The following is a 23,957-nucleotide window of genomic DNA, read 5'->3' on the forward strand; positions in this document are numbered from 1 at the left end:
AACATGAAAAAGCTTGTTACAAGCATTCTGTCGCTCGCAGCCGTCGCCGCTTTTGCCGGCGCTGCTTTCGCCGAGGATGCAGCACCGGCCGCCGGTGCAGCTCCGGCCCATCACGAGGAAAGCGCGACCCCGCACTATCCTCTGAAGGAGCCGACCGAGGAAAAGTGGAGCTTCGCAGGTCCCTTCGGTCACTATGACAAGGGCCAGCTGCAGCGCGGTCTGAAGGTCTACACCGAAGTCTGTTCTGCCTGCCACTCGATGAACCTCGTGCCGTTCCGCATGCTGAGCAACCTCGGCTACTCGGACGCGCAGGTGAAGGCATTCGCGGCAAATTACGAAGTCCAGGACGGTCCTGATGCCAACGGTGAAATGTTCACCCGCAAGGCTGTTCCGTCCGACCACTTCCCGTCGCCCTATCCGAATGCGGAAGCTGCTGCAGCCTCCAACAACGGTGCGGCTCCGCCGGACATGTCGCTGCTCGCCAAGGCTCGTGAAGTCGAGCGCGGCTTCCCGCAGTTCGTCTTCGACATCTTCACCCAGTACCAGGAAAGCGGCCCGGACTACATCCATTCGCTGCTGACCGGCTACCAGGATCCGCCGGCTGGCTTCCAGGTTCCGGCTGGTGCACACTACAACCCGTACTTCCATGCCGCTGCAGCCTTCGCGATGCCGAAGCCGCTCTCCGACGACCAGGTCACCTATGACGATGGTTCGCCGCAGACCGTCGACCAGTATTCGCGCGACGTTTCGGCCTTCCTGATGTGGGCTGCAGAGCCGCATCTCGAAGAGCGCAAGCGCACCGGCTTCATGGTCATGGTGTTCCTGCTGATCTTCTCGGGTCTCATCTTCCTGACGAAGCGTTCTGTCTACGCCAGCAAGGACCACTGAGCGGGTTCGATACCGATTGCAAAAGGCGGCCTCCGGGCCGCCTTTTTTGTTGGTTCCGCCTCGGGCAATTGATAGGGTGCAGCCTCTTCGTGCCCTCGCAGACAGACGGACTTTCCATGAACACCATTGCCTCGGAGCTTGCCGCCAGCATCCGCTCCATTACGGACTATCCCAAGCCCGGCATCATCTTTCGCGACATCACCACGCTGCTCGGCAATCCGCGCGCCTTCCGCCGCGCCGTCGACGAGCTGGTGCAGCCCTATGCGGGCCTGAAGGTCGACAAGATCGCCGGCATGGAGGCGCGTGGCTTCATCCTCGGCGGCGCCGTGGCGCACCAGCTGTCGGCCGGCTTCGTGCCGATCCGCAAGAAGGGCAAGCTGCCGCACGAGACCGTGCGCATCGCCTACAGCCTGGAATATGGCGTCGATGAAATGGAGATGCATCGCGATGCGGTGCAGCCGGGCGAGAAGGTCATTCTCGTCGACGACCTGATCGCCACCGGCGGCACCGCCGTCGGCGCGACCAAGCTCTTGCGCCAGATCGGCGCCGAAGTGGTCGGCGCCTGCTTCGTCATCGACCTGCCGGATCTCGGCGGCCGCAAGAAGCTCGAAGAGCTCGGCGTCGATGTTCATACGCTGGTGGAATTTGCAGGGCATTAATCACCCGGCTTATCCTATTCGAATTCGAGGACGCTGCTTTCGAAGCGGATGACCGGGACGCCGTCCTGGTTGACGCCCTCGTTGAGGATCTTGTTCAGATGCCAGCCCGGGCGCGATGCGAGCGGGCGGCTGGAGAGGAAGGTCACCGAATAGGCGATCGTCTCATCGACGAAGACGGGCTTCAGCCATTGCAGCTTCTCGAAGCCGGGCGAGGGGCCGAGCTTCGGGGCGGCGAGCCCCTCCTTGGCAAGGCGCACGCTCTGCGCCATCCAGTAATCCAGGAAGGTCCGCATCCAGGCTGCGCAATTGTGCCAGCCGGAGGCGCAGAGATCGCCGAACAGCGTGTGCTTTGCGGCCTCACGGTCGACATGGAAGCGCTGCGGATCGAAGCGGGTGGCGAAATGGACGATCCGCTCTTCGGTGAAGGTGTAGCTGCCGATTTCGATCTTCTGGCCGACGGTGTAGAGCTCGGTCATCCTCATGCGCGCGTCTCCCCCGCTTCACGGGTGCTGAACATGATCCAGTTTTCGGAGTAGCAGACGAGTTCGCCGCGCTGGTTCTCGATCTCGTGCTTGAAGCGGGCAATGCCGATGCCCGGGCGCGAGCGCATCAGCCGGGATTCCAGGACGATCGAGCGGCCGGAGAGCGTATCACCGGCCAGCACCGGCTTCTTCCATTCCATCAGATCGATGCCCGGGGCGCCTTGCGAGTAGGAATTCAGCAGGTAGCCCTCGGCCATCATCCGCATGAACAGCGCCGACGTATGCCAGCCGGAGGCGGCGAGACCGCCGAGGATGCTGGCCTTGCCGGCGGCCTCGGACGTATGCATGGGCTGCGGGTCGAATTCGGTGGCGAATTCGATGATCTCTTCGGCCGTCACCGGAATCGGGCCGAGCGGAAAGCTGCGGCCCGGTTCGAAGTCTTCAAATGCTAGCTTCATTTCGCTTCGCCCTCCCAGCGATCGCGCGAACGCCTGCTAAAGCGCGGACGCTTACGTGTTGAAGCGGAAGTGGATCACGTCGCCGTCGGCGACGATATATTCCTTGCCTTCGTCGCGCCCCTTGCCAGCTTCCTTGGCGCCGACTTCACCCTTGAAGTTGATGTAGTCGTCGTAGCCGATGGTGAAGGCGCGGATGAAGCCGCGTTCGAAATCGGTGTGGATGACGCCGGCGGCCTGCGGGGCCTTGGTGCCGCGCACGATCGTCCAGGCGCGCGTTTCCTTCGGGCCGACGGTGAAATAGGTGATCAGGTCGAGCAGGTGGTAACCGGCGCGGATCAGGCGGTCGAGACCGGCTTCCTCGAGGCCGAGCGCGGAGAGGAATTCCTTGGATTCTTCTTCCGGCAGCTGCGCCACTTCGGATTCGATCGCGGCCGAGATGATGACGCATTCGGCGCCCTGCTTCTCGGCCATTTCGGCGACGGCCTTGGTGTGCTCGTTGCCGGTGGAGGCATCGGCCTCGGCGACATTGCAGACGTAGAGGACCGGATGCGAGGTCAGGAGGTTGAGGCCCTTGAGGATCTCGATTTCCTCGGGCGCCAGCGTCTTCAGGAGAAGACGGGCGGGCTTGCCCTCGTTGAGGAGCTTGACCACGGCTTCCATGATCGGCAGCTGCGCCACGGAATCCTTGTCCTTGCTGGCGGCGCGCTTGCGGGTCTGCTCGACGCGGCGCTCCAGGCTTTCGAGGTCGGCGAGCATCAGCTCGGTCTCGATCGTGTCGGCGTCTCCGACCGGATTGATGCGGCCCTCGACATGGGTGATGTCGTCGTCTTCGAAGCAGCGCAGCACGTGTACCACGGCATCGACTTCGCGGATGTTGGCGAGGAACTTGTTGCCGAGGCCTTCACCCTTCGAGGCGCCGCGCACGAGGCCAGCGATGTCGACGAAGGAGATGCGGGTCGGGATGATTTCCTTGGAGCCGGCGATCGCCGCCAGCTTCTGCATGCGCGGATCGGGAACGGCGACTTCGCCGGTGTTCGGCTCGATCGTGCAGAAGGGATAGTTTGCCGCCTGCGCCGCTGCCGTCTTGGTGAGCGCGTTGAAGAGGGTCGACTTGCCGACATTCGGCAGACCGACGATACCGCATTTGAAGCCCATGGCTGAATGTCCGTATTCGCTGAAATCGTTGCCTTGCCTATGGGGGAATGGCGCCCCGCGGTCAAGACTTGCGATGGATGGCAGGCCATCAACCTTGCGAGTAAGGCGGATTTGCCTTACTTTTGCGGGGGTAGGAGTGATCTGATGGTGCGCCTGAAAGTTACCGCTGAGAACCAGATCACTCTCGATCAAGCAATCCTTGAGCATCTCGGCATTGGACCGGGAGACGAAATTGAAGTTACTCTCCAGCCGGGCGGATTTGCGATAGTCGACGCTGGCGCCAAGGAGCGTCAAATCGAGGCTGACAATAGGAAGCTGCCGATCGAGGCGATTTTTGGTATGTTGGAGAACACGACAGGCAAGCGCTATACAATCGATGAGCTTAACGAGGCTATCGAAGAAGGTTGGGCAGGCAAGAGATAGCGGTTGCCCGGGCTAGATCAGGCTTGAATTGCAAAGCGCTTCGGCCAAATTAACAACTGTGCAGTCGCACACCCCCTATCATCGACGGTGGACTTCCCATGAGTGACAACGACGTTGTCTTGAAGCCAAAAACCAAGATCAAGCCAAAACTGGACAAGCCGAAGCTCTACAAGGTGATGCTGTTCAACGACGATTATACGCCGCGTGAATTCGTCACCATGGTGCTGAAGGCTGTGTTCAAGATGAGCGAAGAGGTCGGCTACAGGATCATGCTGACCGCCCACAAGCTGGGGTCGAGCGTCGTGGTGGTCTGTGCCAAGGATATCGCCGAGACCAAGGTCAAGGAGGCGATGGACTATGCCAAGGAAGCGGGTTTTCCGCTGATGCTGACGGCCGAACCGGAAGAATAGTTGGCGATCTCTTAACCAGTCCTCTTCATTCGATCTCCGCTGTTTTGCCGCAGGATGGGCGAAACGAGGAGGCGCTCATGCCTGCTGAAGCGGCGACCTGGCATTATTTCGTGGCGGCGGCGATCTTTGCGCTGCTCGGCGCCATCGGCCATGTGTGCCGGGCGGTGTTCAACGTGCTGCCGGATCGCATCACGGACCGGCCGCTGATGGATCTGCCGCTTTCCAGCGGCTACAACCTTCCCGATCTGCTGTTCGGCACCGAATATGATGACAACGGCTACTACCGGCTCGACAGCCTGAAGAATTTCCGGATCTCGGTGATGCTGAGCACGGTCGGCGGTCTGCTGGTCATGCTGTTTTCGCCGGGAGCCTCGGGCGCGATTGCCTGGATGATCGACAGCGGGTTTTCGGCGCTGTGGAACCTCTTCCTCTACCGGCTGCACAGCATCGGCCTATAGGCGTCAGCGGCCGGCGGGGCGGCGGACCTGATAGCCGGTCTTGTCCTGCGTGAAGCCGCAGTTCTCGTAGAAGCGCAGGGTCGCCGGTGTTTTCGAGCCGGTCAGCAGCATCACCTTGTAGCAGCCGGCCCGCCAGGCGGTTTCGATCGCATGGGCAATCAGCGCGGCGCCATAGCCCTTCTTGCGATGGGCCGACAGCGTCACGACGTTTTCGATCAGCGCGTAGGGGGCGCCTGCGCGCGTCAGATTGGGGATGACCGACAGGGTGACGGTCGATGCGGCTTCCTCACCTGAAAAGCCGATGAAGACCTGCATGCCGGGCTGGGCGAGGATGGTATCCATCTGCTTCCCGGCGACCGATGGTTCCAGTGGCGGATCGGACGGGTTGAGTTCGGCGTAGAGTGCGAGCAGGGCGGCGAGGTCGCCGGCCCCGGCGGTGCGAATGGCCAGCGCTTCGCTCATGGGATCAATCGCCCTTGTTGCCGAGCAGTTTCTTCAGCATCTCGGCCATCGGGCCGGTGGCCGGCAGGATCTTCGGCTGGTTGTGGTTGCGGGCCTGATGGATATGGGATTTCGCCGCCGGCTTCTTCTCGGCCTTCGGCTTTTCATCTTCCGCCTTGCCGCCAACGGCGAGCGCCAGCTTGTTCATCAGCTGTGAATCCTCATTGCGCACCAGCATGCCGGCATTGTCGGCCAGGGCGTCGAGAAGCGGCTCCAGCCAGCTCTGGTCGGCCTTGGCAAAATCGCCGAGAACGTGATGCTGCACCATTTCCTTGACACCGGGATGACCGATGCCGAGGCGCAGGCGGCGGTATTCGCGGCCGCAATGGGCGTCGAGCGACTTGATGCCATTATGGCCGCCATGGCCGCCGCCGGTCTTCAGCCGCGCCTTGCCGGGCGCCAGGTCGAGCTCGTCATAGATGGCGACGAGGTCGGAGGGCTGCAGCTTGTAGAAGCGCATGGCTTCGCCGACGGATTCGCCCGAGAGGTTCATGTAGGTCTGCGGCTTGATCAGCAGCACCTTCTCGCCCTCGAGCTCGCCTTCGGCGATCTCGGCCTTGAACTTCTTCGACCAGGGCGAAAAGCTGTGGCGGCGGTAGATGGCATCGAGCGCCATGAAGCCGATATTGTGCCGGTTGCCGGCATATTTGCTGCCGGGATTGCCGAGACCCGCGATGATCAGCATAGCCAATCCATTCCTTGAAACGATGATGCCCGTTTCACCACCGCGAAACGGGCACGAAGTCAAGCGCTAAGGGGCGAATGCGCCTCAGTGCAGCAGGGTGAGGCCGTATTTCTGAAAGATCTGCCGCTGCGTACCGTCGGCGATCAGCTTGTCGAGGGCGACCTGCATCCTGCGCCTGAGATCGTCGGGGAAATCCTTCTGGCAGGCGATGCCCATCGGCTGGGTCGACAGCACCGTCACCATCTCCAGCGGCTGTTCCTGCTTCAGCTTGTCGAAATAGAGCTCGGAGATCGGCATCATGTCGATACGGCCGCCCAGCAGCTTGCGCAGCGTGGCGTTGAAGTCGCTGGCGACGTCGAGCTTGGTGAAGCCCTTCTCCTTCAGCGTCGTCTCCGTATAGTCCTCGCGCTGGGTGCCGACCGTATATTGCTTTGCTTCGTCGAGCGTATCAGCCTTGACGCCGGAACCGGTCTTGGTGATCAGGATGTTGCGGTCGACGAGCAGGGGCTCGATCCATTTGAACAGCGGATCGCGGGTGCTGTTATGGGCGGTGGCGAAGACGCAGGTCATCGGCGTCGTCTGCGCCATGCCATAGGCACGGGCCCAGGGAACCAGCTCCAGCGTATAATCGACGCCGATATCAGCCATCACCTTTTCGACCTGCTCGACGGTCGCGCCCTTGATCAACTTGCCGTCGCGGTAGTTGAACGGCGCATACTCTTCCGTGAAGAAGGACACCGTCTCGGCGGCAGCTGCTGTGGGCAACATCAGAAAGGCGAGAAGCAGCAGCTTTTTCATTCGCATGGCTCCGTCGTTGGTTTTATGAGGCACGCGCCACGAAGGGGATCACACCGCTCAGTTTCTCGATCAGCTGCGCTGCTGTCTGGGGCCTGTGGAAGAGATAGCCCTGTCCATAGTCCAGCCCCATCTGCTGCAGCGTGCGGCATTCCTCTTCGGTCTCGATACCTTCGGCAATCACAGTGCAGTTCATCTTGTGCGACAGCGTGGTGATCGCCTCGATCAGCATGCGGCTCTTGTGGCCGACATTGTCGTTGGCGTCGTTGATCGCGCGGGTGAACGACTGGTCGATCTTGATGATATCAACCGGGAAGCGATTGAGGTAGCTCAAAGACGAGTAGCCTGTGCCGAAATCGTCGAGCGCGATGCGGCAGCCGAAGCGGCGCAGCTCCGTCACGATCATGCGGATCTGCGGATTGTCGTGCATCAGCACGGCTTCGGTGATTTCGACGACGATGCGTTCCGGGCGGATGCCATGGCGGCCGAGCAGGCCGGCGAGCCGCGAGGGGAGGGCTGCCTCGAACTGCAACGGCGAGAAGTTGATCGCCAGATAGGTGTCCTGCATGCCCGAGATGCGGGAGATGCGGGCGAGATTGGCGATTGCCTTTTCCATGATGACATTGCCGACGCGGACGATCTTGGCGGTCTCTTCGGCAACGTTGATGATCTCGGCAGGGGGCATCAGGCCCTTCTGCGGGTGGTTGAGGCGCATCAGCGCTTCGAAGCCGGCGATGTTGCCATGCGTCAGGCCGACGATCGGTTGCAGATAGGCTTCGAACCAGTCTTCGGCGAGGCCTGCCTCGATGCAGCTTTCGATCTCGGCGCGGCCGCGGGCCTTGTCGAGCATGCTGGCATCGAACAGGCGGGCGCCATTCTTGCCGTCGCGTTTCTTGGCATACATGGCCATGTCGGACTTCTGCAGCAGCTCGGAGGCATTGGCGGCGTGGCGCGGATAGATGGCGACGCCGACGCTGGCGCTGAGATGCAGGTCAGGGCCGAAGGGCGTGTCGAAGATGGTGGCGATCTGGTCGCACATGGCGCGCGCCCGCTTTTCGGCATCGGCGGCCGGCAGCAGGATGGCGAATTCGTCACCGCCGAGGCGGGCGGCCTCGTCGGACGGTGCCAGATGGGTCTTGAAGCGGTCGACCAGTTCGCGCAGCGCGCGGTCGCCCTCGGCATGGCCCATATTGTCGTTGATCCACTTGAAACGGTCGAGGTCGACGAAGAGGCAGGCGAGTTCCTGACCTGCGGCATCGGCTTCGGCAATCTTGCGGTCGAGCACGGCTTCGAAACCCTGGCGGTTCAGGAGGCCTGTCAGGTGATCGGTGATCGCCTGGCGGTGATTGCGGTCTTCGGAGGCCTTGAGCTCGGTCACGTCGGTCATGACGGAGAGCGACAGCTTGTCGGTGCCGCCGGTGGCGGCGTTGGATTCCAGCACCAGCACGTCGATGACGCGGCCATCGGCGCATCTGAACTTGACGGTGACGTCGAGCGCGCCTTCCTCGGCGGTGTTGCGGCGCGACAGGAAGATCTCGCGGGTATCGGCTGTCACGAGCTCGGCGAACTTGCGGCCGACAGCGTCGGTGCGGCTGTAACCGGTGGCGACCAGCCAGTAGTCGCTGACGGCGGTGATGCGGTCTTCCTCGTCGAGCGAGAAGAGCATGGCAGGCGTCAGGTCGTAGATATCGGTGGCGCGGCGGTGGGCGAGCTTCAGCTCCTTTTCCTCGCGCTCCAGCTTGGTCTGCATGTCGTTGAAGCTGCTGGCGAGGCGGCCCATCTCGTCGCCGGACTGCCAGTCGACATGGTGGCGCGAGCCGAGCTGGCTGGTGGCCTCGATAGCGGCGATCAGGCGCATCAGAGGCTGGATGACGAAGATGCGGTTGCCGATCAGTGCGCTGCCGAAGACGGCGAGCACGGCGAAAAGGAAGATCGAGATGAAGACCACTTCCTCATGCTTCAGACCGGCGAAAAGGCCGAGCTTCGGATAGTAGACGGAGATGCTGCCGAGGTTCTTCGGGCCATCGACATTGTTGTAGATGATGGCGCGCGAGACCTGCTCGAGCTCACCGGTGAAGGACTTCGGGATGGTGCTCTGGGTGACGTCGAGCTGGCCGGACTGGTCGCGGACCTCGACCTTGACGATGGCGCCCTGGGAAACGATCGTCGCGGAAATCTGCGTGACGCTGTCTTCGTCGAGATCCCAAAGCGGCTTGGCGAGCGCCTGCGAATTGGCGACCAGCAACACGGAAATATGGTCGCGGATTTCCTTGTCGGCGCGTTCGGAGGAGAGGAAAAGGAAAAGCACGAAGAGTGGGGCTACAAATACAAGTAGCGCGCCGCAAACGATCGCAAAAAACCTATTTTCAACGGAATTATTCATTGTTCCGTTTTCTCCCGGGCCGCTTCTTCTTCGGCCGTCTCTTCTAATATACGGCGGTATGGCAATAACTTTGGGGAGAATGCTTCCATGAATGTGTTAAAGCTTGCTGAAACGGTTGTAGCCAGCAAATGAAAAGGCCCGCCTTCCGGGTGGAAAGCGGGCCTTATGCTTTACAAATTGATAGGAAGCTTATCAGGCTTCAGCGTCGCCTTCTTCGGCGGCTTCTTCGACGCCAGCTGCCGGAGCAACGATGGTGGCGATCGTGAAGTCACGGTCGATAACCGTGGTAACGCCCTTCGGCAGGGTCACTTCCGAGATATGGATGCTGTCGCCGATCTTCTTGCCGCTCAGGTCGACATTGAAGAATTCCGGGATCGCGTTTGCCGGGCAGTGAACTTCGACTTCGTGACGAACGATGTTGAGAACGCCACCGATCTTGAGACCCTGGGACTTCTCTTCGTTGATGAAGTGAACCGGGATCTCGACGGTAACCTGGGTGTTGCCGGAAACGCGGAGGAAGTCCACGTGCATCGTGAAGTCACGAACCGGGTCGAGCTGGTAGTCCTTCGGGAGAACCTGGTACTTCTTGCCGCCGACGTCGATCGTGGCAACCGTGGTCATGAAACCGCCGGCATGGATACGCTTCGTCACCTCGTTGGTGTTGAGCGTAATAGAAATCGGGGCCTGCTTGTCACCGTAGATGACAGCGGGAATCAAACCGTTGCGGCGAAGTTCACGGGCGGACCCCTTACCAACCCGTTCGCGCGCCTCGGCCTTGAGCTCGTAAGTGTCGTGGCTCATGGCATTTCCTTTCGAGGTTATATGGAGAGTTCAAATCCGGCATCTGCCGGGCAGGAACTGGAGGTGCCTTTCGGCGGCCTCATCCGCATTGCCTCCAAGGGTGTCTGTGCGGACGCGTGCGCTATAGTCTATGTGCGGCGGAAACGCAAGCTGGGCAGGGCACAGAAGCCTCTTGCCCTTGTAGTTGTGGCTTTCTTTGGCGTGGTTGTAAAATCTGACGTTTGTTTAACCAAGGAATCGCATTCCATAAGCCAATTAATGAATCCTACCATGCGAATATCTATAGGTGATCACGGTTTCAATCTCGGTCACTTCCATGTTGCGTATCATTTCCTGCATCACAGTCGAACATAGCCTGCCGCATCTCGTCTTTGCGACGGTGATCTGCCTGCTGGGCTCAGTGCTGACGATGCGGCTTTTCAGCCGGGTACGCCGGACCGAGGGATTGCAGAAGTATAACTGGCTGTTCCTCTCGGGCTTCGTTGGCGGCTCGACGATCTGGACCACGCATTTCGTTGCCATGCTGGGCTATCAGTCGCCGGCGACCAACGGCTATGAGCCGGAACTGACCCTGCTGTCGCTGTTTATCGGTATTGCCGCTAGCGTTATCGGCTTTTCGATCGCGGCGCTGACGCCGAAGAGCGCGCTCATCGAAGCGGGCGGGGCGATCGTCGGTCTCGGTATCGCCTGCATGCATTATGTCGGGATCGCCGGTTACAAGGTTGCCGGCCACATGGTCTGGAGCGAGCCTTATGTCGTGGCGTCGCTGATTGCGGCGGCGATCTTCGGTGCGATTGCCACCAACCGCGTCGCCCGGCCGGTCACCCGTTTCTGCAAGCATGGTTCGGCGCTGGCGCTGATCCTGGCGATCGTGCTGACGCATTTCACCGGCATGGCCGGGCTGACGATCGTTCCCGACAGCGCCATCCCGGTTACCGGCGAGCTGATCTCGGTCGGCATCATGACCGGCCTGGTTCTCGCCGTCATGGTGGTCATCCTCGCGCTTGGTGCCTCCACCTATGTCATCGACCTGCAGACCAGCCAGGCGGCCGTCGAGCGCTACCGTCACCTGTCGCTGCACGATCCGCTGACCAACCTGCCGAACCGTGCGGCCTTCAACGAGCATGTCACGGCGCTGACCAAGCGCCCGAAGGACATGACTGCGAATATTGCGGTGTTGTCCTTCGATCTCGACCGCTTCAAGGAAATCAACGACGTTCACGGCCATGCGGCTGGCGATGCCGTCTTGCGCGCGGTTGCGGACCGGCTGATGCATCTGAGCAATGACATGCTGTTCGTGGCCCGCGTCGGCGGCGACGAATTCGTGGCGGTCATGAGCAAGTATTTCATCCGCGCCGATGCCACCGCGCTGGCACAGCGGATCATCGATGTCATCGCCGAACCGGTTTCCTGGGAGGGGCAGACGCTTTCCGTCGGCACCAGCATCGGCATCTCCACTTTCCCGGGGCAGGCGGGTACGATCGATGATCTCCTGTCGCAGGCAGATATCGCCATGTACCGGGCGAAATCGACCTCGAGCAACAGCATCTGCTTCTACGATGCATCGATGGACCAGATCTCGCGCGAGCGAAATGCGCTGGCGATGGAAATGCGTGATGGCCTGAAGCGCGGCGAGTTCGAGCTCTTCTACCAGCAGCAGAACGACACGATGACGCGCGAAGTCGTCGGCTTCGAGGTGCTGCTGCGCTGGAAGCATCCGGTGCGCGGCTATATTCCGCCGATGGAATTCATTCCGATCGCCGAGCGCAACGGCTTCATTCTGGAGCTCGGCGAATGGGTGCTGCGCAGCGCCTGCGCCGAGGCTGCGACCTGGACGAACCCGCTCCGGATCGCCGTCAACGTCGCGCCGCAGCAGCTGAGCGACCACCGCCTGCCGCAGATCGTCCATGAAATCCTGCTGCAGACCGGTCTGCCGGCATCGCGGCTGGAGATCGAGATCACCGAGTCCGGCATTATCGCCGACCACCAGCATGCGCTGCACGCGATCCGCCGCCTGAAGGCGCTCGGCATCAAGGTTGCAATGGACGATTATGGCACAGGCTATTCGTCGCTTTCGACGCTGCAGAGCTTCCCGTTCGACAAGATCAAGATCGACCGGGCCTTCGTCGATGGCGTCGTGACCAACAAGCAGTCGGCGGCGATCGTTCGCTCGACGCTGATCCTGGCGGCAAGTCTCGACATTCCGGTTCTCGCCGAAGGCGTCGAGAACGAGGATCACATCGACTTCCTGCGCCGGGAAGGGTGCCTGCAGGTGCAGGGTTTCCTGTTCGGCAAGCCGGTGCCGCGCGCCGGCATCGAGACCATCGTCGGTGCCGAAGCGCCCGCCAAGGTCGCGGAACCTCAGCCTGAGGTTGTTGTTGTGGATGACATCAAGCCCGCAGCGGCCGCCTGAGCAGAAAATATCAACCCGCAGATGAGGCTGGCTTGACATCTTGCCTGCGGCAATCTCACATGCGCGCCTTCATGCGGCAACGGGAGTTTATCGAGATGCGTCACAGGCTTATCACGGCGACGAGCGCCATTGTTCTGGCTTTGGCTACGGGGGCGTCGGCGGCGGATATCAGCCAGGATGGCGCCAATGCGATCCGTGACAATCTGAATCATCTTCTGCCTGGCGATATCGCCAAGAAGCAGCCTGTTACCGTCAAGCCGGCAGGCTCGCGCTACGAGATCACCTATGATTTCGCCAAGCTCCTGGACAAGGTCAAGAAGCAGGATTTCGAGATCAAGGGCCTGACGCCGTTCACGATGTTCGCAACGCCGCAGGACAGCGGCCTGTGGAACCTTGAAGGCAACAACAACTTCAACGTCACCGGCCATTTCAAGGGTCCGGACGACAAGCGCTCCGATTTCACCTATTCGATCGCCCAGATGGATTTCACTTCCGTCTTCGACCCGGCGATCAGCTACCTGCGCTCGGGTGATTTCAGCGCCAAGGATCTGAAGTTCAGCTCCACGACCGATACGGAATCCGTCAACGCCAGCTTCGCCGACATGGTCTACAAGCTGAGCTCCGCCGACAGCGCGATGGCCGGGCGCCTGGACTTTGCCGCCAACGGCCGGTTCGGCACCTTCGCGGAGCAGGTGAGCAGCAAGGACATGCCGCCGATCCAGTTTTCGGCCGACAGCCTGGATTTCAACGCCAAGGTCAATGGCATCGCTGCCAAGGACCTGAAGGAGATGGTGCTCTTCGTTCTTGATCACGCCGATCAGAAGGAACTGAGCAAGGAGAGCGAAACCAAGCTCAAGGAGATGCTCGGCAAGGCCTTCCCGCTGCTGACCTCGCTTGAAGAGACGATCACGCTCAACAATCTCGCCGTCACCAGCGCCGTCGGCAGCGGTGGCGCGAAGTCCTTCGGCTACCACTTTACGGTCGATGGCCCGAGCAATGCGACGCGCATCGGCGTCGCCATGGATGCGGCCGACGTCAAGCTCGACAGCGCGCTGATCCCGCCCGGCTACACGGCCTTCCTGCCGCAGGCGCTCGATATCCAGTTCGGCGTTCCCGGCATGGATTTCGCAGCCTTCGGCGACGAGTTCATGAAGGTCGATTTCAGCAAGGCTGCGGGTGACACCGAGAAGGCCGGCCAGCAGGCCGCCGAGAAGCTGTTCCCGGGCGGCATCCTGAAGGTCGATTTCCCGAAGATCAGCGCCAAGTCGGGCGTCTATGACGTCGAGATGTCCGGCGAGCTCGAGGGCCGCGTCGATACGCAGAAGGACTACAAGCTGCACGCCTCGATCGTGGCGCGCGACTACGACAAGACAATCGCGGCGGTTCAGGAACTGGCAAAGACCAACCCGGATCTCAACCAGGCCTCCTTCGGCCTGATGATGATCAAGGGCTTCGCCAAGCCGGATGCGGATGGCGCCCAGCGCTGGGATGTCGATGTCGCCAGCGACGGCTCCGTCAGCGTCAACGGCCAGCAGATCAAGGGACCGGATGCGCCGGCGGCTGACGAAGGCGCTGCTCCTTCCGATGACGCGGCACCGTCTGACGAGACGGCGCCTTCGGATGAGGCAACGCCCTCCGAAGAGACCAAGCCCTGATCAAACAAAAGGCCCGCTTAAGAGCGGGCCTTTCTTCTTTCAGATCGGATGACTTACCGGCGGCACTCGCCGCCGCCGATGATGCGGAAGCCGGCATTGCCTGCCTCGCAGGCGTTCGGGAAGGTCTGCTGCTGGCGGCCGCGCTCGCCGCAGACCGGACGGTATTCGCGGGTGCAGATGCCGCCGGGACGCTCGGGGCGGTCCGGACGGTCGGGCCTGCCGGGGCCACCCGGACCACCGGGGCTACCTGGCCAATCCGGACGACCGGGGCGATCGGGCTCAGGACGCGGGAAGGGCGGGGGCTCGCGGCGGCATTCGCCGCGGCCGACGATCCTGAAGCCGCCATTGCGGGCCTGGCAGGCATTGCCGAAGGTCTGGGTGCGGCCGCCGCGCTCACCGCAGACGGGCGCATATTCCATGGTGCACATCTGGGGCTCGGGCGGGCGCGGACGCGGTGGCGGCCGCGAATAGCCCTGATCGACCTCGACGTGCAGGCCGCCAGTAGCGGAATGAGCGCCACCAGCGCCAGCCGCTTGCCTGTCTTCAGATGATTTCGGATTTTCGTCAAAACTGCTCCCCCGTGCGAAAACAAATCACAACGGGGCGAAACTAGCCGAAACGGCAAAAGCGATGAAGCCGCAAAATGCAACTTCACCGCTTCGATTTGATTGGGAATGGAACCGTCAGTCGAAGAGGCTCGAAACCGACTCTTCCTGGCTCGTGCGATTGATGGCTTCGCCGATCAGGTTGGCGGTCGTTATGACGCGGATATTGTGGGCCGACTGCACAGCCGTGGTCGGCTGGATGGAGTCGGTGATCACGAGTTCGCGCAGCTTCGACGAAGTGATGCGGGTGACCGCACCGCCGGAAAGAACGCCGTGGGTGATATACGCGGTGACGCTGGCCGCGCCCTGAGCGAGCAAGGCATCGGCGGCGTTGCAGAGCGTGCCGCCGGAATCGACGATATCGTCGATCAGGATGCAATCCTTGCCTTCGACGTCGCCGATGATGTTCATGACTTCGGATTCGCCCGGGCGGTCGCGGCGCTTGTCCACGATCGCCAGCAGACAGTCGAGGCGCTTTGCCAGCGCGCGGGCGCGCACGACGCCGCCGACGTCAGGCGAGACGACGGTGACGTTGCTGGTGTCGTAATTGGCCTTGATATCGCGCGTCAGAACCGGAACCGCATAGAGGTTGTCGGTCGGGATATCGAAGAAGCCCTGGATCTGGCCGGCATGCAGGTCGAGCGTGAGAACGCGATCGGCGCCGGCTTCGGTGATCAGGTTGGCGACGAGCTTTGCCGAGATCGGTGTGCGGCCGGAGGCGCGGCGATCCTGGCGGGCGTAACCGAAATAGGGAAGGACCGCCGTGATGCGGCGTGCCGAGGACCGGCGCATCGCGTCGATCATGATCAGCAATTCCATCAGGTGGTCGTTCGTCGGGAAGGACGTCGACTGGACGAGGAAGACGTCCTCACCGCGGACGTTCTCCTGAACTTCGACGAAGATTTCCTGGTCGGCAAATCTTCTTACGCTGGCCTTGCCCAAGGACACATTGAGATAGGTGCAGATCGCTTCGGCGAGATGCCGGTTCGAATTGCCTGCGAAAACCTTCATTTTGGCCCGCCTATTGTCTGCTGATAGCCGCGCTTTTTAGCCAGCTTGCTTCTGAATGCAAGCGTAAAGGCGACACAGGGCTTGATATTTGTAAAAACCTTGTTGCTAACCGCCCTGCGATTGGCGCCAGGCGTTGAATTCGGCGATGGTTTTGGTGCCGATCTGCTGCATGACCGAGGCCGGAACGCCGGCCCAGGGGTCCTGAGCGGCAGAGGGGACCTTCTCCTCGCCCTGAATGCGGTGCAGGCGGCCGCCGCTGCTGTCGAGCACATCCCAGACATAGGTCACCGTCACATTGCCTTCGTCGGTGAAGGCGGAGAGATAGCCCTTGAGAATATAGTCGCTGCTGTTGTCGGTGGAGCTCTTGATCGACAGGCCGTGCGAACGCGCCTCGGAGCCGAGCTGGCGCGAGAGCGGCGTGACGGCCTGAACGGGGGCGCCGATGATCGGCAGGAAGCGGACGGTATTGCCGCGGGTCGAGCCCGATTCCACCGGATCGATGGCGGCGACCTGTTGTGCTTCTTGCTGCTGCGGCTGCTGTTGCTGGCGGTGCGGCGGTGGCGCCTGATCGCCCATGTCCTGTTCTTCGGCCTCGGCATTGGAGAGCGGCTCGCTCTCGACGGCCTCCGGGGCGCGGTAGGCTTGCGGCCGCGCCGACATTGCGTCGGCCTGCGCCTGCATGGTCGTCGGCGGTGCGCCGGGGCCGGGGCGGTAGGCCTGGTTATAGGCGGGGTGGTAGCCTTCCTGCGGTTCGGCGGCAAAGGCCTGGCGGGATTGCGATCCGGCCATGCGCTCGACTTCGCGCTGGGTGACCGGCGAAGAGCGCGGCGGCACCGAAGAATCGCCGATATCGACGAGCGGTGTCATCGCGTCGGTCGTGTTGCAGGCGGCAAGCAGGCTGGCGAGGCATGCAAGAAGTGCTGGCGCAGTCAACGATCGCGTCATCCTTCCAGCTTTCCTTCCGTCATTTGCATCAGCCCCGCCCAGGTTTATGCGGGCGGGGATGGTCTTGTGTCAATTCCGGATTCTTGCCGGTGAAGTCTCTCAGGCGCCGAGGAAGTCCAGCGAGTGACGCGACAGGGTGCGTGGACCGTCTGTTGTCGTCAGGTAGGTTTGGCCGAGCGTCATGGCGGTCCCGCTGTCGGAATCGGCGATGATCATGTGGACGAAGAGCGACATGTTCGGCTCGATCGGCTGCGGATTGCCGACATGGAACATCTGGTGCTCCATCCAGGACGGCGAGAAGCGGGCGCCGAGCGAGTAGCCGCAGGCGTTCAGGCGGTGGCGGGCAAGGCCGCGCTCGTCCATGATCTTGGCATGCATGTCGAAGACATCGCCGAAGGTGTGGCCGGGCTTCAGCACGGTTTCGATCGCCTGCAGGTTTTCCAGGCAGGCGCTGTAGAGCTCGCGGTGGCGGTGGGTCGGCTCACCGACGACGATCGTGCGCATCATCGCTACGTGATAGTGGGCGTAGGTGCCTGCCCATTCGATCGTCAGCTGGTCGTTGGCATCGAGCTTGCGGCGGCCGGCCTTGTAGCGGCAGAGGAGGGCGTCGGCGCCGGAGCCGATGATGTATTCATTGGCCGGATAGTCGCCGCCGCCGCTGAAGACGGCGCCCTGCATCGCAGCCAGGATGTCGGCTTCATCGGCGCCCGGCTTGGTGAGGCGGATCGCCTGGTCGAGTGCATCGTCGGCGAGCGCGGCGGCACGTTCCACATAGGCGACTTCGGCCGGGCTCTTGATCAGGCGCAGGCGGCTGACGAGGTAGGAGGCGTCGCTGATCTGGCCGAAGCTCGCAAGCTGGGCATCGAGCAGGCGGGCGACGCGGCCGGTCATGCCGTGCGTGTCATATTCGACGCCGATGCGGGCGCCGAGCAGGTCCATCTCGACTAGCAGGTTCTTGAGGTCGAGCGTCGGGTCGGCGTTGACGCGGTCGACCCAGACATGGACGTTTTCGAGGATCGATGTGTGCTTGGCCTGTCGAAGATCGGCCGAGCGGGTGATCAGCGCCATCGTGCCATCAGCCTTGACGACCAGCGTCTGGAAGAAGCAGTAGCCGAAGGTGTCGTAGCCGGTCAGCCAGTACATGCTTTCCTGGGCGAAGATGAGGAGGGCGTCGAGCTTTTCCTCACGCATCTGGTCGGTGACGCGGGCGAGGCGGCTTGCGAATTCGCTCCGTTCGAAGTGCAGTGCCATGGTCTCAAATCTCCCTGATGCTTATCGCTGAAATCTGGCGGCCGTAATCCGGCTCGTTGTTGTGGGTGGTGCGGCGGTATGAGAAGAAGCGCTCGCTATCCGGATAGGTGCAGAGCCCGACGCTTTCGGCACGAACGCCTGCCTTCGTCAACCGCGCGACTGTCAGGCCCGGAAGGTCGAACATCGAATGTCCGGGCTTTTCCGACGGGATAAAATACTGCGCGTAGGCAGCATCCTGTGTGACAAAGCGCTCGACGAATTCCGGGCCGACTTCGTAGCTCGCCTGGCTGATCGATGGTCCCAGGCAGGCGACGATCGCCTCGCGCCTTGCGCCCAGTTTCTCCATGGCAATGATCGTGTTTTCGAGCACGCCTGTCAGCGCGCCCTTCCAGCCGGCATGGGCGGCGCCGATAACCTTGTTTTCCGGGTCGGCAAACAGGATCGGTCCGCAATCGGCGGCAAGCACGCCGAGCACGATGCCGGGCGTGGCGGTGACGAGCGCATCGGCCTGCGGGCGGTCGCCGTCGTAATTGCCATCGACGGTCACGGCATCGGGCGAATGGATCTGGTGGACGGTCGCCAGTTTTTCGAGCGGCTGGCCGAACCAGGCGGCGACACGCCTGCGGTTCTCGTTGACGCGGTCGCGGTCGTCATTTGAGCCGAGGCCGACATTGAGGCCGCGATAGAGGCCTTCTGAGACGCCGCCTTCGCGGGTGAAGTAGCCATGACGGATCGCGTCGCCCGCCGCCTGTTGCAGCAGCGCGCTTTCGATCGGTGCGGGTGAAGCCGCGTTTTGCATCAGTGATTCCGGGGTGTTTAGAACGGGTTCATTGTTCACCGGATCGTCCGGTGAAGCATTGTTGATTGCGCCGGATGTTGGCGCAGGGCGGCGCGCTCTGTCAATCCACCGGGCGGAAAGGCATGAGGTCGACGGCGGGATAGGAGACCGCCATCGCCTTGAAAAGCTCGCCCATCCGGCCCTCGCCGGAGCCGGCAAGGCGGTCCACGGCGCTCTGGATGATCTGCTGCGTTCGCGGCTCGCGGTCGCGGCCGAGCGCGGCGGCGCGGTCGAGAATACCGAGGCCGACGAGGAGATCGCCCTGATGCAGGGCGCCGTTCAGATGCAGCCCGGCGCCGACGGCGGTGCGGGCAAGATGTTCGAAATCCACATGGCTCGTCAGGTCGGCCTCACCGGGATTGGCGAGCGGCGGATCGAATTCGTGCATGCGCACGGCCTGCAGCGTATCGCCGAAGCCGCTGACGAGGTGGCCGTAGTCGATCGCAAGCGCGGTGCCGCCGAAAGCCTTGAGACGCTCGCAGATGGCGAGCATCACCGACTGGCGCGCGGGCGAAAATTCGAAAAGCGTACCCGCCGGCATTGACTGGGCGCCATCCGGGAGGAGGGCGGGGTCGATGGTGGCGACACCCGCCGCGAAGACAAGCTCGTCGTCCGCGCCGAGGCCGACCATGCGCTCGCGAAAGCCGGTCTGCGTCTTGACGAACTGGCGGATCGGGATGGCGTCGAAGAGTTCGTTGGCCGCGATCAGCGTGAAACCGGGCGGTACTTCGTCAAAGTCATTGTGCCAGGCGATCTTGCCTTCATGGGCTTCCAGCGTCTGGCTCTGGACGTCGCGCAGGCGCTCGCTGGTCTCGACCAAGTGCACGCTCATGTTCTCGAAGAGCGGCGGCGCCAGGCGGGCGATGACGCGCAGCATGTCCGACATCATCGTGCCGCGGCCGGGGCCGATCTCGACGAGGCGGACACCAGCCGGAGTGCCGTGCTGCTGCCAGGCATGGACGATGAAGACGCCGATCATCTCGCCGAAGAGCTGGCTGACTTCAGGGGCAGTGACGAAATCGCCGGAGCGGCCGAAGGGCTCGCGGACACGGTAATAGCCGTGTTCGGGATCGGCGAGGCACAGCGAGAAGTAATCGGTCACGCTGATCGGGCCGTTCGCCTGGATGATCGCCTTGATCTTTTCACCGAGTGCGGTGGTCATGGTGGTCACGTCCGGTCTGCGTTAGTTCTGCAGCGCGACCTGGCGGCGGGCGCGCACGATCGCCCAGAGGCCGAGCAGGATCATCGGGAAGGACAGCACCATCCCCATGGTCAGCCAGCCTGTGCCGAGCAGATAGCCAAGCTGCGCATCCGGCTCGCGGAAGAATTCCACGAAGATGCGCGACAGCGCATAGCCGCAGACGAAGACGCCGGAAATGAGGCCCGGCGATTTCAGGGCGCGGAAGCCGTAGATCAGAAGCGCCAGAACCGAGAGCAGCACGATGCCTTCGAGACCGGCTTCATAGAGCTGGCTTGGATGACGGGCAAAGGGACCGCCGCTCGGGAAGACGACTGCCCAGGGCACATCGGCGAGACGGCCCCAGAGTTCGCCATTGATGAAATTCGCGATGCGGCCGAAGAACAGGCCGATCGGCACGACACCGGCGACGATGTCGAACAGGCTCCAGATCGGGATGTTGTTCTTGCGGGCAAAGAGGATCATGGCGAGCGTCGTGCCGGTGATGCCGCCGTGGAAGGACATGCCGCCGTTCCAGATCTGGATGGCGCGGATCGGGCTCTCGATCACCGCCGGCATATCATAGAAGAGGATATAGCCGATGCGGCCGCCCAGCACGATGCCAAGGGCAGCCCAGACCACGAAGTCGTCGAGCTGTGTCTTGGTGATCGGCGAGGCGTTTGCCGGCCAGAGGCTGTCATTGCCGGCGAGGCGGCGTGCATAGAACCAGCCGAGCATGATGCCGACGACATAAGCCAGGCCATACCAGTGAACAGCGAGCGGCCCGATCGAAAATGCGATCGGATCGATATCCGGAAATGGCATGATTGCCATGAGATTGGCTGCAGTCGGCAAGGCTTTCCCACCCGTTGATGTGCGCGGACCATGGCGTTGCGATACGAGGCGGTCAAGTCGATTGTGAGGCAGGGCAGGGCGAGGCGGGCTCTTATCCAGAGCAAAGCGCTTGCATCCTTAACGGCGAAGCCCTACCTCAATTTCAGAGGCTTCGAGCCTGAAGAAACATGTGGTGCGAAGGAGAAAACCGCCATGACGACTGGAGCAAACCGCATCATGGACGAATTCGCAAAGCTGATGACCGATGCGGCCGGTGCTGCCCAGGGCGTGCGCAAGGAGGTCGAGACGGCCTTCAGCGCGCAGGCCGAGCGCTGGCTGAACAGCATGGATGTCGTCAAGCGCGAGGAATTCGAGGCCGTACGCGAAATGGCCATCAAGGCGCGTGACGAGAACGATGCGCTGCTGGCACGAGTCGCCGCTCTCGAAGCGCAGCTAGCCGCCAAGAAGAAGTAATTCCCGTTTTGCTACAAGATGTGGTGTGGCGCATTTGCGACACGCCGCATCTCAGACCAAAAAATCAGGTGCCTTTATCCACCTGTGGACACTGCCAAAAAAGCCAATGGGCAGAGTCATTTATATCCCCCTCCTGAATCCGATTTCGAGAAGCTGTCCACAGTACCTTTCGGGAAATAAGGCAGCCGGGGGCTGGCTTGTCGCCGGTCTGATTATACACTGATTTTAAATGATGATTCGAACCGGACGGCGGTAAGCTCCAGGCAGGTTTTCTGCGTTAAGCCTGGGTTGCGGTTCAAGGGTCATCGAATTGGTGTTCCGGTATTTGCGTGTGTCTTTTCTTGTGTTGTGTAGACCCAAGTCAGTCGCATTCATTCCCGGTCAAGAAGGTGCTGCATGAGCCTGATGGAATTGGAATTCGAGCGTCAGTCGAACCCGGTCGATATGATCGAGTACGTCGCCGCCAATAATGACTGGGCATTTGAACGGTCAGGCGAGGACGAGATCGCGATGACGGTCGAGGGGAAGTGGGCCGATTACCACATCTCCTTTTCCTGGATGGAAGAGTTTGAAGCTCTTCATCTCGGTTGCGCCTTCGATATCAAGGTGCCGGAAAATCGCGTCAACGAAGTCACCAAGCTTCTGGCTGCCATCAATGGCCAGGTGCTGATGGGCCACTTCGACCTGTGGCGCCAGGAAGACGTGATCATCTTCCGCCAGTCGCTGCTCCTCGCAGGCGGCGCCGAGCCCACCAACCGTCAGGTCGAAGTGCTGCTTTCTAGCGCGCTCGATACCTGCGAAGCCTATTATCAGGCATTCCAGTTCGTCATCTGGTCCGGCCTCGATGCCGCCAAGGCGATGGAAGCCGTTCTTTTCGAAACCGTCGGCGAAGCGTAATTCTCATGTCCAGCGTCTCTGCAGATCCTATCGTTCTCATCGGTGCCGGTAATATGGGGGGCGCGATGCTCTCCGGCTGGCTGAAGAACGGCGTCCCCGGTTCCTCCGTGGTCGTCGTCGATCCCGGCCCGTCGCCGGCGATGATGAAAACGATCGAAGATGCGGGTGCGACGCATGTGACGGCGGCGCCTGCCGGTCTGAAGGCCGGTGTTCTGTTCATCGCGGTCAAGCCGCAGGTGATGGAAGCGGTGCTGCCGCCGGTGAAGCATGCGGTCGGGCCGAATACGGTCGTGGTTTCGGTCGCTGCCGGCAAGACGCTCGGTTTCCTCGAGAAGCATCTCGGCGAAGCCGCGATGGTTCGCGCCATGCCGAATACGCCTGCCATGGTTGGCCGCGGCGTCACCGGTGCTTTTGCCAATGCCAAGGTCAGCGCCGAACAGCGCGACCGCGTTCATTCTCTTCTTCGCGTATCCGGTCCTGTTGAGTGGGTTCCGGCCGAGTCCGACATCGATTCCGTTACTGCGCTGTCGGGCAGCGGCCCTGCTTACGTGTTTTATCTCGTCGAGTGCATGGCTGAGGCAGGCCGTAAACTTGGCCTGCAGGCGGACCTCGCCATGCGTCTTGCACGGGAAACGGTCGCGGGGGCTGGTGAACTTCTCCACCAGTCCCCCGACGACGCTTCCAAGCTTCGCCAGAACGTCACCTCCCCCGGGGGCACGACCGCTGCCGCACTTTCCGTATTGATGGCGGAGAAGGGGATGCAGCCGCTGTTCGACGAGGCTCTCGAGGCCGCGCGCACGCGCGCCCAGGAACTGGCTGGCTGAGGCGGATCATGGCTGACGAAATCACCTATGCCGATTTCGAGCGTGTCGACATCCGCGTCGGCACGGTCATCGAGGCCTCGCCTTTTCCGGAAGCGCGCAAGCCGGCGATCAAGCTGCTGATCGATTTCGGCCCCGAGATCGGCGTCAAGAAGTCCTCGGCACAGATCACCGTGCACTACGATCTCGACAACCTCGTCGGCCGCCAGGTCCTCGGCGTCGTCAACTTCCCGCCCCGCCAGATCGGCCCCTTCCGCTCGGAAGTGCTGACCCTCGGCTTCGAGGACGAAGCCGGCGCGATCGTGCTGGCGGCGACGGACAAGCCGGTGCCCAACGGCAAGAAGTTGATGTGATCAGTGAATATCGCGCGAGACCGGGTCGGTCAGCGTGAAGGAATGGAAGGTTGCCTCGAAGCCGGCGCGTTGCGGTGAGCAGAAGGCGGGGCCGACCATCAGGGTTTCGATCGCGGGATCGAACCAGGCAAGGCGCGCCATGCGCCATTCTTTCATGACATCGGTGCGGTACTGGATGAAGAGGGCGTCGCCGTTGCGAGTGACGCGGGCCGACATCTGCGCGAAGGCGTGGTCGATGCGGAAGGCGGACCAGTCGGAATTGCCGTTGGTGACGACGGTGCTGAAATGCATGGCACCGTCGGTATATTCGATCCCGCATTTCATCCAGCGGCGCTCGTCGGCGCGGATCATCAGGCCGGCCTGATCGTAGAGCGCTTCGTAGCGGCCGGAGAAGGTGACTTCGGCGGTGAAATCGCCGTTGCGCTGCTGATGCAGGAAATGGCCGTCGTCGCGGTGGAAGCCGTAGTAGGTCCCTTGCCAGAAATCGGTCTTCTCGCCGGAGCGGGCGTGCAGCGCGCCGTCGCGGACTTCCGCCGAGGGTGGCGGGTTGAGCCAGGTCATTTTCTCGAAAATGCTCATCGAACA

The 23,957-nt window shown here is 61.9% G+C and carries 26 protein-coding genes and 1 pseudogene; 11 read left to right on the forward strand and 16 right to left on the reverse strand.

Going from position 1 to position 23,957, the window contains the following annotated elements:
* Positions 1-3 precede the first annotated feature (3 nt).
* Both ACQZ5H_RS19200 and ACQZ5H_RS19205 read left to right on the forward strand, forming a co-directional pair.
* Complete coding sequence (locus tag ACQZ5H_RS19200) at positions 4-888, forward strand: cytochrome c1 (RefSeq protein ID WP_112719337.1); 885 nt, start codon at positions 4-6, stop codon at positions 886-888.
* 116 nt (positions 889-1,004) lie between these two features.
* On the forward strand, positions 1,005-1,547 hold the full coding sequence (locus tag ACQZ5H_RS19205) for an adenine phosphoribosyltransferase (protein ID WP_112719336.1): 543 nt from the start codon (positions 1,005-1,007) through the stop codon (positions 1,545-1,547).
* Between the two features lie 14 nt (positions 1,548-1,561).
* Here ACQZ5H_RS19205 and ACQZ5H_RS19210 read toward each other — a convergent pair whose 3' ends face one another.
* The 3 genes from ACQZ5H_RS19210 to ychF are packed head-to-tail and all read right to left on the reverse strand — an operon-like array spanning position 1,562 to position 3,642.
* A complete protein-coding gene (locus tag ACQZ5H_RS19210) occupies positions 1,562-2,029 on the reverse strand; it encodes a MaoC family dehydratase (protein WP_112719335.1) in 468 nt (155 codons plus the stop codon).
* Positions 2,026-2,487 carry a MaoC family dehydratase gene (locus ACQZ5H_RS19215; protein ID WP_112719334.1) on the reverse strand — a complete coding sequence of 154 codons (462 nt, stop codon included), beginning with the start codon at positions 2,485-2,487 and terminating at the stop codon, positions 2,026-2,028. The genes ACQZ5H_RS19210 and ACQZ5H_RS19215 overlap by 4 nt, the downstream gene beginning before the upstream one ends.
* A gap of 51 nt (positions 2,488-2,538) precedes the next feature.
* Positions 2,539-3,642: a redox-regulated ATPase YchF gene (ychF, locus tag ACQZ5H_RS19220; protein WP_112719333.1), complete on the reverse strand. Its 1,104-nt coding sequence runs from the start codon at positions 3,640-3,642 to the stop codon at positions 2,539-2,541.
* A 144-nt stretch (positions 3,643-3,786) separates the two neighbouring features.
* Here ychF and ACQZ5H_RS19225 point away from each other — a divergent pair, with 144 nt between their 5' ends.
* From ACQZ5H_RS19225 to ACQZ5H_RS19235, 3 genes are all read left to right on the forward strand, one after another.
* Positions 3,787-4,065 (forward strand): AbrB/MazE/SpoVT family DNA-binding domain-containing protein, encoded by a 279-nt coding sequence (locus ACQZ5H_RS19225; RefSeq protein WP_449098737.1) that lies wholly within the window; start codon positions 3,787-3,789, stop codon positions 4,063-4,065.
* 98 nt (positions 4,066-4,163) lie between these two features.
* On the forward strand, positions 4,164-4,475 hold the full coding sequence (gene clpS, locus ACQZ5H_RS19230; protein ID WP_449098738.1) for an ATP-dependent Clp protease adapter ClpS: 312 nt from the start codon (positions 4,164-4,166) through the stop codon (positions 4,473-4,475).
* 77 nt (positions 4,476-4,552) lie between these two features.
* Entirely contained in the window at positions 4,553-4,933 is a 381-nt protein-coding gene (locus tag ACQZ5H_RS19235) for a hypothetical protein (RefSeq protein WP_199627090.1), read from the forward strand.
* A gap of 3 nt (positions 4,934-4,936) precedes the next feature.
* On the opposite strand, the gene ACQZ5H_RS19240 is transcribed toward ACQZ5H_RS19235, so the two are convergent.
* The 5 genes from ACQZ5H_RS19240 to ACQZ5H_RS19260 all read right to left on the reverse strand — a co-directional run bounded on the left by ACQZ5H_RS19240 (position 4,937) and on the right by ACQZ5H_RS19260 (position 10,098).
* Positions 4,937-5,395, reverse strand: coding sequence for a GNAT family N-acetyltransferase (locus ACQZ5H_RS19240; protein WP_449098739.1), 459 nt, complete (start codon positions 5,393-5,395; stop codon positions 4,937-4,939).
* Between the two features lie 4 nt (positions 5,396-5,399).
* A complete protein-coding gene (gene pth / locus ACQZ5H_RS19245; protein WP_449098740.1) occupies positions 5,400-6,119 on the reverse strand; it encodes an aminoacyl-tRNA hydrolase in 720 nt (239 codons plus the stop codon).
* Positions 6,120-6,203: 84 nt separating this feature from the next.
* Positions 6,204-6,917 (reverse strand): substrate-binding periplasmic protein, encoded by a 714-nt coding sequence (locus ACQZ5H_RS19250; RefSeq protein ID WP_449098741.1) that lies wholly within the window; start codon positions 6,915-6,917, stop codon positions 6,204-6,206.
* Between the two features lie 22 nt (positions 6,918-6,939).
* Entirely contained in the window at positions 6,940-9,297 is a 2,358-nt protein-coding gene (locus tag ACQZ5H_RS19255) for an EAL domain-containing protein (RefSeq protein WP_130277838.1), read from the reverse strand.
* 192 nt (positions 9,298-9,489) lie between these two features.
* Positions 9,490-10,098 carry a 50S ribosomal protein L25/general stress protein Ctc gene (locus tag ACQZ5H_RS19260; protein ID WP_112719325.1) on the reverse strand — a complete coding sequence of 203 codons (609 nt, stop codon included), beginning with the start codon at positions 10,096-10,098 and terminating at the stop codon, positions 9,490-9,492.
* A 316-nt stretch (positions 10,099-10,414) separates the two neighbouring features.
* Here ACQZ5H_RS19260 and ACQZ5H_RS19265 point away from each other — a divergent pair, with 316 nt between their 5' ends.
* Both ACQZ5H_RS19265 and ACQZ5H_RS19270 read left to right on the forward strand, forming a co-directional pair.
* On the forward strand, positions 10,415-12,511 hold the full coding sequence (locus ACQZ5H_RS19265; protein WP_449098742.1) for a putative bifunctional diguanylate cyclase/phosphodiesterase: 2,097 nt from the start codon (positions 10,415-10,417) through the stop codon (positions 12,509-12,511).
* 95 nt (positions 12,512-12,606) lie between these two features.
* Positions 12,607-14,166 (forward strand): hypothetical protein, encoded by a 1,560-nt coding sequence (locus ACQZ5H_RS19270; RefSeq protein WP_449098743.1) that lies wholly within the window; start codon positions 12,607-12,609, stop codon positions 14,164-14,166.
* A 53-nt stretch (positions 14,167-14,219) separates the two neighbouring features.
* Here the strand turns inward: ACQZ5H_RS19270 and ACQZ5H_RS19275 are convergent.
* The 7 genes and pseudogenes from ACQZ5H_RS19275 to lgt form a co-directional block, all read right to left on the reverse strand.
* Positions 14,220-14,630, reverse strand: a pseudogene (locus ACQZ5H_RS19275) (Kazal-type serine protease inhibitor family protein); the annotation flags it as partial.
* 219 nt (positions 14,631-14,849) lie between these two features.
* The gene (locus ACQZ5H_RS19280; RefSeq protein ID WP_112719322.1) at positions 14,850-15,782 is read right to left on the reverse strand and encodes a ribose-phosphate pyrophosphokinase; all 933 of its coding nucleotides are present in this window, start codon (positions 15,780-15,782) and stop codon (positions 14,850-14,852) included.
* A 105-nt stretch (positions 15,783-15,887) separates the two neighbouring features.
* Positions 15,888-16,727 (reverse strand): hypothetical protein, encoded by an 840-nt coding sequence (locus ACQZ5H_RS19285; protein ID WP_130277842.1) that lies wholly within the window; start codon positions 16,725-16,727, stop codon positions 15,888-15,890.
* A 99-nt stretch (positions 16,728-16,826) separates the two neighbouring features.
* Complete coding sequence (locus ACQZ5H_RS19290; protein WP_449098744.1) at positions 16,827-17,978, reverse strand: M24 family metallopeptidase; 1,152 nt, start codon at positions 17,976-17,978, stop codon at positions 16,827-16,829.
* A 4-nt stretch (positions 17,979-17,982) separates the two neighbouring features.
* On the reverse strand, positions 17,983-18,777 hold the full coding sequence (gene pgeF, locus ACQZ5H_RS19295; RefSeq protein ID WP_449098745.1) for a peptidoglycan editing factor PgeF: 795 nt from the start codon (positions 18,775-18,777) through the stop codon (positions 17,983-17,985).
* A gap of 100 nt (positions 18,778-18,877) precedes the next feature.
* Positions 18,878-19,978 (reverse strand): class I SAM-dependent methyltransferase, encoded by a 1,101-nt coding sequence (locus ACQZ5H_RS19300; protein WP_449098802.1) that lies wholly within the window; start codon positions 19,976-19,978, stop codon positions 18,878-18,880.
* Positions 19,979-19,999: 21 nt separating this feature from the next.
* Positions 20,000-20,848: a prolipoprotein diacylglyceryl transferase gene (gene lgt / locus ACQZ5H_RS19305; protein ID WP_449098746.1), complete on the reverse strand. Its 849-nt coding sequence runs from the start codon at positions 20,846-20,848 to the stop codon at positions 20,000-20,002.
* Between the two features lie 192 nt (positions 20,849-21,040).
* On the opposite strand from lgt, the gene ACQZ5H_RS19310 reads away from it, so the two are divergent.
* From ACQZ5H_RS19310 to ACQZ5H_RS19325, 4 genes are all read left to right on the forward strand, one after another.
* Positions 21,041-21,301, forward strand: a complete 261-nt coding sequence (locus ACQZ5H_RS19310; protein ID WP_112719316.1) for an accessory factor UbiK family protein — start codon at positions 21,041-21,043, stop codon at positions 21,299-21,301.
* Between the two features lie 396 nt (positions 21,302-21,697).
* The gene (locus ACQZ5H_RS19315; RefSeq protein WP_112719315.1) at positions 21,698-22,198 is read left to right on the forward strand and encodes a type III secretion system chaperone family protein; all 501 of its coding nucleotides are present in this window, start codon (positions 21,698-21,700) and stop codon (positions 22,196-22,198) included.
* Between the two features lie 5 nt (positions 22,199-22,203).
* Positions 22,204-23,022, forward strand: coding sequence for a pyrroline-5-carboxylate reductase (gene proC / locus ACQZ5H_RS19320; RefSeq protein ID WP_130277846.1), 819 nt, complete (start codon positions 22,204-22,206; stop codon positions 23,020-23,022).
* 8 nt (positions 23,023-23,030) lie between these two features.
* Complete coding sequence (locus ACQZ5H_RS19325; protein WP_112537855.1) at positions 23,031-23,372, forward strand: tRNA-binding protein; 342 nt, start codon at positions 23,031-23,033, stop codon at positions 23,370-23,372.
* On the opposite strand, the gene ACQZ5H_RS19330 is transcribed toward ACQZ5H_RS19325, so the two are convergent.
* Positions 23,373-23,951 carry a DUF1349 domain-containing protein gene (locus tag ACQZ5H_RS19330; RefSeq protein ID WP_449098747.1) on the reverse strand — a complete coding sequence of 193 codons (579 nt, stop codon included), beginning with the start codon at positions 23,949-23,951 and terminating at the stop codon, positions 23,373-23,375. It abuts the gene before it with no gap.
* Between the last annotated feature and the right edge of the window lie 6 nt (positions 23,952-23,957).

It is taken from the genome of Rhizobium sp. 21-4511-3d (assembly GCF_053522545.1).

Coding starts and splice junctions, on each gene's coding strand:
- ACQZ5H_RS19200 (WP_112719337.1), top strand. CDS start 4: ATGAAAAAGCTTGTTACAAGCATTCTGTCGCTCGCAGCCGTCGCCGCT.
- ACQZ5H_RS19205 (WP_112719336.1), top strand. CDS start 1,005: ATGAACACCATTGCCTCGGAGCTTGCCGCCAGCATCCGCTCCATTACG.
- ACQZ5H_RS19210 (WP_112719335.1), bottom strand. CDS start 2,029: ATGAGGATGACCGAGCTCTACACCGTCGGCCAGAAGATCGAAATCGGC.
- ACQZ5H_RS19215 (WP_112719334.1), bottom strand. CDS start 2,487: ATGAAGCTAGCATTTGAAGACTTCGAACCGGGCCGCAGCTTTCCGCTC.
- ychF (WP_112719333.1), bottom strand. CDS start 3,642: ATGGGCTTCAAATGCGGTATCGTCGGTCTGCCGAATGTCGGCAAGTCG.
- ACQZ5H_RS19225 (WP_449098737.1), top strand. CDS start 3,787: ATGGTGCGCCTGAAAGTTACCGCTGAGAACCAGATCACTCTCGATCAA.
- clpS (WP_449098738.1), top strand. CDS start 4,164: ATGAGTGACAACGACGTTGTCTTGAAGCCAAAAACCAAGATCAAGCCA.
- ACQZ5H_RS19235 (WP_199627090.1), top strand. CDS start 4,553: ATGCCTGCTGAAGCGGCGACCTGGCATTATTTCGTGGCGGCGGCGATC.
- ACQZ5H_RS19240 (WP_449098739.1), bottom strand. CDS start 5,395: ATGAGCGAAGCGCTGGCCATTCGCACCGCCGGGGCCGGCGACCTCGCC.
- pth (WP_449098740.1), bottom strand. CDS start 6,119: ATGCTGATCATCGCGGGTCTCGGCAATCCCGGCAGCAAATATGCCGGC.
- ACQZ5H_RS19250 (WP_449098741.1), bottom strand. CDS start 6,917: ATGAAAAAGCTGCTGCTTCTCGCCTTTCTGATGTTGCCCACAGCAGCT.
- ACQZ5H_RS19255 (WP_130277838.1), bottom strand. CDS start 9,297: ATGAATAATTCCGTTGAAAATAGGTTTTTTGCGATCGTTTGCGGCGCG.
- ACQZ5H_RS19260 (WP_112719325.1), bottom strand. CDS start 10,098: ATGAGCCACGACACTTACGAGCTCAAGGCCGAGGCGCGCGAACGGGTT.
- ACQZ5H_RS19265 (WP_449098742.1), top strand. CDS start 10,415: ATGTTGCGTATCATTTCCTGCATCACAGTCGAACATAGCCTGCCGCAT.
- ACQZ5H_RS19270 (WP_449098743.1), top strand. CDS start 12,607: ATGCGTCACAGGCTTATCACGGCGACGAGCGCCATTGTTCTGGCTTTG.
- ACQZ5H_RS19280 (WP_112719322.1), bottom strand. CDS start 15,782: ATGAAGGTTTTCGCAGGCAATTCGAACCGGCATCTCGCCGAAGCGATC.
- ACQZ5H_RS19285 (WP_130277842.1), bottom strand. CDS start 16,727: ATGACGCGATCGTTGACTGCGCCAGCACTTCTTGCATGCCTCGCCAGC.
- ACQZ5H_RS19290 (WP_449098744.1), bottom strand. CDS start 17,978: ATGGCACTGCACTTCGAACGGAGCGAATTCGCAAGCCGCCTCGCCCGC.
- pgeF (WP_449098745.1), bottom strand. CDS start 18,777: ATGCAAAACGCGGCTTCACCCGCACCGATCGAAAGCGCGCTGCTGCAA.
- ACQZ5H_RS19300 (WP_449098802.1), bottom strand. CDS start 19,978: ATGACCACCGCACTCGGTGAAAAGATCAAGGCGATCATCCAGGCGAAC.
- ACQZ5H_RS19310 (WP_112719316.1), top strand. CDS start 21,041: ATGACGACTGGAGCAAACCGCATCATGGACGAATTCGCAAAGCTGATG.
- ACQZ5H_RS19315 (WP_112719315.1), top strand. CDS start 21,698: ATGAGCCTGATGGAATTGGAATTCGAGCGTCAGTCGAACCCGGTCGAT.
- proC (WP_130277846.1), top strand. CDS start 22,204: ATGTCCAGCGTCTCTGCAGATCCTATCGTTCTCATCGGTGCCGGTAAT.
- ACQZ5H_RS19325 (WP_112537855.1), top strand. CDS start 23,031: ATGGCTGACGAAATCACCTATGCCGATTTCGAGCGTGTCGACATCCGC.
- ACQZ5H_RS19330 (WP_449098747.1), bottom strand. CDS start 23,951: ATGAGCATTTTCGAGAAAATGACCTGGCTCAACCCGCCACCCTCGGCG.